General features: G+C 39.7%; 6 protein-coding genes and 2 pseudogenes. 5 read left to right on the top strand and 3 right to left on the bottom strand.

The genetic code is table 11. The annotated features are described in order from the left end of the window. The 4 genes and pseudogenes from EWV66_RS12235 to EWV66_RS12220 all read left to right on the top strand — a co-directional run. Nucleotides 1-204: DUF29 family protein (locus EWV66_RS12235; RefSeq protein WP_287108149.1), on the top strand; the 204-nt coding region annotated here is incomplete at its 5' end. 148 nt (nt 205-352) lie between these two features. Then, nucleotides 353-466 (top strand): annotated as a pseudogene (locus EWV66_RS12230) (DUF29 family protein); the annotation flags it as partial. Nucleotides 467-663: 197 nt separating this feature from the next. Further along, nucleotides 664-1,557: a site-specific DNA-methyltransferase gene (locus EWV66_RS12225; RefSeq protein ID WP_287115972.1), complete on the top strand. Its 894-nt coding sequence runs from the start codon at nt 664-666 to the stop codon at nt 1,555-1,557. Nucleotides 1,558-1,701: 144 nt separating this feature from the next. Next, nucleotides 1,702-1,893 carry a DNA methyltransferase gene (locus EWV66_RS12220; protein WP_287108147.1) on the top strand — a complete coding sequence of 64 codons (192 nt, stop codon included), beginning with the start codon at nt 1,702-1,704 and terminating at the stop codon, nt 1,891-1,893. Here the strand turns inward: EWV66_RS12220 and EWV66_RS12215 are convergent. The 3 genes from EWV66_RS12215 to EWV66_RS12205 all read right to left on the bottom strand — a co-directional run bounded on the left by EWV66_RS12215 (nt 1,859) and on the right by EWV66_RS12205 (nt 3,228). Continuing rightward, nucleotides 1,859-2,317 (bottom strand): hypothetical protein, encoded by a 459-nt coding sequence (locus tag EWV66_RS12215; RefSeq protein ID WP_287108146.1) that lies wholly within the window; start codon nt 2,315-2,317, stop codon nt 1,859-1,861. The genes EWV66_RS12220 and EWV66_RS12215 overlap by 35 nt on opposite strands. Before the next feature lie 330 nt (nt 2,318-2,647). Further along, complete coding sequence (locus EWV66_RS12210) at nt 2,648-2,968, bottom strand: hypothetical protein (protein ID WP_287108144.1); 321 nt, start codon at nt 2,966-2,968, stop codon at nt 2,648-2,650. Then, complete coding sequence (locus EWV66_RS12205; protein WP_002774832.1) at nt 2,965-3,228, bottom strand: helix-turn-helix domain-containing protein; 264 nt, start codon at nt 3,226-3,228, stop codon at nt 2,965-2,967. Before EWV66_RS12205 ends, EWV66_RS12210 begins: the two co-directional genes overlap by 4 nt. A 211-nt stretch (nt 3,229-3,439) precedes the next feature. Between EWV66_RS12205 and EWV66_RS12200 the strand changes: the two are divergent. Further along, nucleotides 3,440-3,592 (top strand): annotated as a pseudogene (locus tag EWV66_RS12200) (DUF29 family protein); the annotation flags it as partial.

Raw genomic sequence — 3,592 nt, 5'->3', positions numbered from 1 at the left:
AGGCGCAGTCAACGGGAACTAGAAGAACTTTTGAGCGATTCTCCTAGTTTAAAACCCTACTGGGAGCAAGTATTTTTAGATTGCTATGCCACGGCTTTAAAAAGCTTGCGAGATAACCCAGATTATCAATCTTTTAACTTTCCCGATGATTGTCCTTTTCCCCAAAAAATTAGTCAGATTTTACAGAAAAAATTTTGGCGATAAAATTATTTTTAAAAGTTTGTTGGTGGGATTAGGAGACGGTCAAATCTGAGACAATGTCCGATACATTTATACTTTATGTTTATGAGAAATGCTGTAAATAATTGGTTATTTTCTAGGAAAATTCAAACTCATAAAATCCAGAGGTTTTATGCTAATTCAAACCGATTATGTCGGCTGGCTGAACGAAACAATCACTCTGTTAAAACAAAAAAACTTTGATCAAGTTGACTGGGAAAACTTGAGCGAGGAGATAGAAAGTTTGCTAGTCTTAGGCTAAGTTTCTAGGTCATTGGTTTATGGGGTAAGCTAAACGGCTTTTACTTCGGATCACCGATATAGACTCCAAAAGGGTTATAGCTATTGGATCATGCAGGTTAAGCGCCGTTTAGCTTAGCCAAATATCCTAAAACAGGATAGAGTATTGATATTCATACTGTTTATAAGACGATAAAAAAATCCATGGATATACCTGAGCCTTCCCATCGTCTGCCAAGTATAAAGAAGAATAAAGCAACAAGCACTGTTGGGCGTGGCAAAACTGTCCAACTTACTGAGAAACTAGCTTTTTCAGCTTGGAATAACAGCAGTGTTAGTCTGAGTCTTGGTAATAGCATTGAACATTATGATTCTTGGGAACAACCTATAGTAATAATCTCAGACGGAGGCTACGGTCTTTTAGGATTTGAAGGTGATACATCAGATCATCTTGACCTACCTGAATGGTATGAACCTCATGTGGAAGCTTGGTCTAAGTTGGCCTTGCCAAATACAACTCTTTGGTTTTGGAACTCAGAAATTGGCTGGGCTGTGGTACATCCAATACTTGAGAAATTTGGCTGGCGATATGTTAATTGTAATATATGGAATAAAGGAAAAGGTCATATTGCAGGTAATGTCAACACAGAGAAAATAAGGCGTTTTCCAGTGGTGACAGAGGTTTGCGTCCAATACGTTAGAGAAGTCAAAATTGCTGACTTAACACTTAAAGAATGGCTCCGAAAGGAATGGTTAAGATCGGGCTTACCTTTGCGTCAAGCTAATTTAGCTTGTGGTGTCGCAGATGCGGCAACAAGAAAATATTTTGATCAAGGACATTTATGGTATTTTCCCCCACCCGAAATGTTTGAAAAATTAGTTTTCTATGCCAACGAACACGGAAACCCAGAGGGAAAACCCTATTTTTCTAAAAATGGCCAGCGTCCTTTAACAGGTAAAGAGTGGGAGAAGATGCGCTCTAAATTTAATTGCCCTCATGGTTTTACAAATGTTTGGGATCGTTCAGCTTTGCGCGATGATGAACCGATAGGGGGGCATAAATCGACTAAATCCTTATCTGGTAAGGGATTTAATTGATTAGTTCACTCTAGATCGCAAACAATTGACAAAAATTGCGGTAATGTCTGTCTCTATAAGGGTTTCATTCCTTATAACCCCGTCCATTGCATAAGACAAACCGAAGAACCAGCTGTTCACTTAAATCAAAAGCCACTGGATCTGATGAAATTAATTATTGAAGCTTCAAGTGAGGAACAGGATGTGGTTTGGGAACCATTTGGGGGGCTTTTCAGTGCCTCTTTAGCTGCCAATATCCTGAATCGAAAAGCTTTCGCTTGTGAAATTGACGAAACTTATTTCTATTATGGAGTCAAAAGATTTAGTCAAGTAGTTCATCAATGTTCCCTTCTTTAATGCCAAGGTGTTCTCTGAAAGCAGATTTAATTAACTCCTCTCGACGACTAGCTAAAAGCCTGTTCCACTGTCCAACTTCCATTCCAGAGAACTGTGTTCGATAAACACGCTTTTTAAAATCCTCAATTCCTGGATGTAAAATCCTGTCCATTTTGGCAAAATTAGTGTCTAATCTGTATTTGAAGCGAGTGTTCAGTTCCCGCAAGAGCATTTGATAATCTTGTGTCGGCTTATAAAGCCTGCCATCATTTCCCCAAGAATTAACTATTTCTTCAGCTTGAAATAGTTCTTCATCCGTTCCTTGAAATTTGTACCCATTAGTATTTGTTTGTTGCAAATTTGCTGTCCTTTGGCTTGTATCTTCGGGTTCTAGAACAAGGTAATCAGGAGGATTATGATAATGATCATCTCTCGCTTTAGCCACTGAAAAGCCAGAGACAACGCATACATCTAGAATCTTGGGTTTGCCATAAATTACTGCTTCGGGCAGCCAAGCTATTAGAGAAACGTAGGTTTGAGCAAACTGAAAATGATTTTGACTATCTTTGAAACGGGCTGTTATTTCAGTAAGTAAGCTAAACGGCGCTTAACCTGCATGATCCAATAGCTATAAACCTTTTGGAGTCTATATCGGTGATCCGAAGTAAAAGCCGTTTAGCTTACCTAGGCAAAATTAATTACACATTTCGATAAAGCTTTTGCCTCTTGCCTATTGCCTCTTGCCTGTCTTCACTAGGAAATTTATTTTGCATGACTACTTAGCTAATGGGAACCATGCTTTTATTTCTAATCCCGGGGTAGGCTGGATGCTACCCATGAAGACAGTATCAGGAAATCCTGGATCTTGCCTTTTCCATTCACCAAACGGCGCAAATATTTCCTGCTTATTCAAAAACTCAACAGTGTTAAATTCAATCAGATTTCCCAATAGTGGTGATAGCTTTGAAATTACTTTGGCTAAATTAACTGCTGCAGCAACCGATATTGGTCTAGCAATGTCTAATAGGTCAAATCTATGTCCAGACAAATCATCTAGATATTGCGATGCCAGGCTAATAACATCTTCTGTATTCATAACCCTTCCCCACAAGATGTGGACTGACAAGCTTGCTCAACTTGCTTTAAAATTTCGCAAGGATCTACACCGATTACACGACTAACCAGAAGGAACTCAACCACATCTAATCTTCTTTCACCATTTTCGTATTTGGCAACGAAAGATTGCGGCTTTTTGATGGCTTTAGCGAGGGCTGCTTGAGTTAAATTCGCATCCTTACGAGCGGCGATCAGGCATCGACGAAAGACATGGTACTCTGGGCTAAAAATAGATTTCATCGTGCTTTAATGAGCACAGGAGTTAGCATTTCCAAGATAAACCTATTTTAGAATAATCCCAAAATGGGATTTTAGGTTCCCTAGGGCCCTAGTAAACAGCATACACCCCCCAGTGTAGCGGACGGTATGGAGTCTTTGGTACAATGGCGAAGGTTACTCGCTGCTGCTGATCTGGAACGATAGAAAGTTTGGGCAGAAGTCAACACACGGCCTCAAACTCTGCTATGCTGATTACGTTCAAGATGATCGAGGTTGGCAAGAAACTATTAGGCGCAGTCAACGGGAACTAGAAGAACTTTTGAGCGATTCTCCTAGTTTAAAACCCTACTGGGAGCAAGTATTTTTAGATTGCTATGCCACGGCT

It is taken from the genome of Microcystis sp. M_OC_Ca_00000000_C217Col (assembly GCF_007095585.1).
Lineage (GTDB): Bacteria > Cyanobacteriota > Cyanobacteriia > Cyanobacteriales > Microcystaceae > Microcystis > Microcystis panniformis.
The sequence above is the reverse complement of the archived record's forward strand: the minus strand, read 5'-3'. Positions and strand labels throughout refer to the sequence as shown.

Excerpts from the sequence above, each read along its gene's own strand:
- EWV66_RS12225 (WP_287115972.1), top strand. The coding sequence starts at position 664 with ATGGATATACCTGAGCCTTCCCATCGTCTGCCAAGTATAAAGAAGAAT.
- EWV66_RS12220 (WP_287108147.1), top strand. The coding sequence starts at position 1,702 with ATGAAATTAATTATTGAAGCTTCAAGTGAGGAACAGGATGTGGTTTGG.
- EWV66_RS12210 (WP_287108144.1), bottom strand. The coding sequence starts at position 2,968 with ATGAATACAGAAGATGTTATTAGCCTGGCATCGCAATATCTAGATGAT.
- EWV66_RS12205 (WP_002774832.1), bottom strand. The coding sequence starts at position 3,228 with ATGAAATCTATTTTTAGCCCAGAGTACCATGTCTTTCGTCGATGCCTG.